The following is a 2,411-nucleotide window of genomic DNA, read 5'->3' on the forward strand; positions in this document are numbered from 1 at the left end:
TCTTTAAATCTAGCTGAAGCATAAAATTAGAAGTTTAACAATCCCAAAAAACAACGAGTTATGTCACGAGTACACTATTTAGAAGGAGATTATGAACAGTTAGTTATTAATGAAACGATAGACGGTCTTTTTTCCAGTTATCGTATAGACCGCAATTCATTGCCAAAAGGATTTTTCCTTTATGAGATTAGATGGGATGACAGCTTATCTTCATTGGCAGAGATTAGCCCCTCTGTGGTGGTGAATCATGCAGGTTCATTCATTACAAAGTCACCCCTTGAATTTGATGCAAACAATAGCATACGGATAACCTATACCAATTTTATCGAGTTCTGCCAGTTTGGTGAGTGGGCTTATGAGAAACTGGCTGTATTGGATTGTAATTCCGGTAATGTTGCGGTGATAAGCCCAGACAGGAGATTGCAGACCACTGAAGAGATTGAGATTTTTTTGAGTGGGCATTGTGGCTATCATCTGAGTGAGATTAATTGGATGGTGATGAAAGGCGATGTGCTGTTTTTGAACGAGAACGATTTTTAATGAGTATAACCGTAACTGCCTCTTGGAATGGGGCAATTACATAAAATATTATAAGTATGAAGTGGATAGATAAGATGGTAGAACGCATTACCCGAAAAGAAACTGCTTTAAATGACCACTTTTGTGTAAATCGGCATACGGTTGTATGTCAGAGTGGTATGACTGATTATGTTTCTGTAACGATTGATAATACCGATGGTTTTGATTTCGATTTTTGGACAAAACAACTTTGTTTTGAGAAGGACTGTAAATATCGCTCGGAGATAAAAGCGGCTTTTGATAAAATCTATGGCACAAGGAATATAGAATGTTGTGAATAATGAAGTCAGAAAAGTATGATACCAAAGGAGATAATGAAACTTTATGAAAAGCTTGCTTTCAGTCGGGGATATGAAGAAGCCTTTCGGGATTTTTTGGATGTTTGTCTTTACTATTTGTCTGTCGGGATGTTGGCGGAGGATTATCGTAGAGTGGAAAAAAGATATAAGCCATATGAAATGGAACTTTTTGTTCAAATGTTTTATAGGGTGTCTGAATATTCGGAAGGATTTTGCGATGTCTTGGGAGATATGTTCATGGAGTGTGTCAGTCATGGGAATAACGGACAGTTCTTTACCCCGATACACGTTGCTGATTTGATGGCATGTATGGGGGGAAATAGGCTGAAACCTAAACAGTCGGTCTGTGATTCGTGCTGTGGTTCCGGCAGGATGCTACTTTCCGCTGTAAAAAAATGTGCGGAAGAGAATGATGGAGGAAGGCTTTTTTGTTATGGCTCGGATATAGATTTGATTTGTGTAAAGATGACCGTTGTCAATCTGATGATGAATAGCGTACCCGGTGAAGTCGCATGGATGAATACATTGACAATGCAGCATTGGAGAAGTTATCATATAGATTTACAGCTGATAGCCGGAGTATGGTTGCCTATTTTAAAGATAACGGAAGCAGGTGACACTTCTTTTATTAGGAAACTTGAAAATGCAATGGAGGATAATTCTGAATTGAAGAGGTCGATTCAGAGCAACGCAAGGGCTACGCAGCTGACTTTTGATTTTTGACAAGATAAATATGTAAAAAGGATTTTGGTATGAAAGCAATAAGAACAAAAGAGGTGAATGAGAACGTCAAAGCGGCGAACAGTTGTTTGCGTAAAGCGAAATGGCAGGCTAAGGAATTGGCTGTTTTTACAGGTGAAGTAGTGCGTCTGATGGATAAGGAAGGGCATTCTCTACAAGGGTTCTTTAATCGGGTGGAGTTTGTTCTGGTGGACGGCACTATTAAATTCCGTGTAGTTATAAATCCTATTCTTGAATGTGAGAACTGTATAATGGCTTCTTGCCATGAAGACTATCTTTATGAGGTGGTCTCGGTGGAAAAGTTTACCTATAAAAATTATAGGTATCATTTGTAATGATATTGTATTTTAATGATTATAAACTGATTTATATTATAACAATGATGGGCAAAATTAATAATATTCCCGTTTTGAATGAAGATGTTATTCGTTTGGTTGTACTCAATGAGGAAATTATTGGGTATATCTATCCACGAAGGACTTCTTATGTGGTGGCATTGGAGATAAAGCCGGGACGTACTACCTCTTTGGCTACATCTGTCAATAAACAATGCATGGTTTTGTTGAGTGATAAGGTTCGTTTGGCCACGGAACAGGATTTCGATGATTTTCATATATGCTTTGATGGTTTCAGAAATAACACTATGTATTGTTATAATCAGGGAACGGAACCTATATACCTTCAATGAAGCACATTCTCCCTTCTTTTGGATTAGGGAAGGGAGGGTATTTTGCTGTCCCTTCCTTTTACCGTTTGTCCCGGCAGTCCGTTGCTAACCCGTTCCCCCCTGTC

The 2,411-nt window shown here is 38.5% G+C and carries 4 protein-coding genes; all 4 read left to right on the top strand.

Features of this window, described 5'->3' with window-relative positions:
• Nucleotides 1-60: 60 nt before the first annotated feature.
• The 4 genes from DW096_RS19090 to DW096_RS19105 all read left to right on the top strand — a co-directional run bounded on the left by DW096_RS19090 (nucleotide 61) and on the right by DW096_RS19105 (nucleotide 1,954).
• A complete protein-coding gene (locus tag DW096_RS19090) occupies nucleotides 61-540 on the top strand; it encodes an LPD28 domain-containing protein (protein ID WP_005868767.1) in 480 nt (159 codons plus the stop codon).
• Between the two features lie 56 nt (nucleotides 541-596).
• Nucleotides 597-860: a hypothetical protein gene (locus DW096_RS19095; RefSeq protein ID WP_005868765.1), complete on the top strand. Its 264-nt coding sequence runs from the start codon at nucleotides 597-599 to the stop codon at nucleotides 858-860.
• A 177-nt stretch (nucleotides 861-1,037) separates the two neighbouring features.
• A complete protein-coding gene (locus tag DW096_RS19100) occupies nucleotides 1,038-1,601 on the top strand; it encodes an N-6 DNA methylase (protein WP_225990576.1) in 564 nt (187 codons plus the stop codon).
• 29 nt (nucleotides 1,602-1,630) lie between these two features.
• Nucleotides 1,631-1,954 carry a hypothetical protein gene (locus DW096_RS19105; protein ID WP_005868762.1) on the top strand — a complete coding sequence of 108 codons (324 nt, stop codon included), beginning with the start codon at nucleotides 1,631-1,633 and terminating at the stop codon, nucleotides 1,952-1,954.
• The last annotated feature ends 457 nt before the right edge of the window (nucleotides 1,955-2,411 follow it).

Origin of the sequence: Bacteroides sp. AM07-18, assembly GCF_003602695.1 — a bacterium.
Classification (GTDB): Bacteria; Bacteroidota; Bacteroidia; order Bacteroidales; family Bacteroidaceae; genus Bacteroides; species Bacteroides uniformis.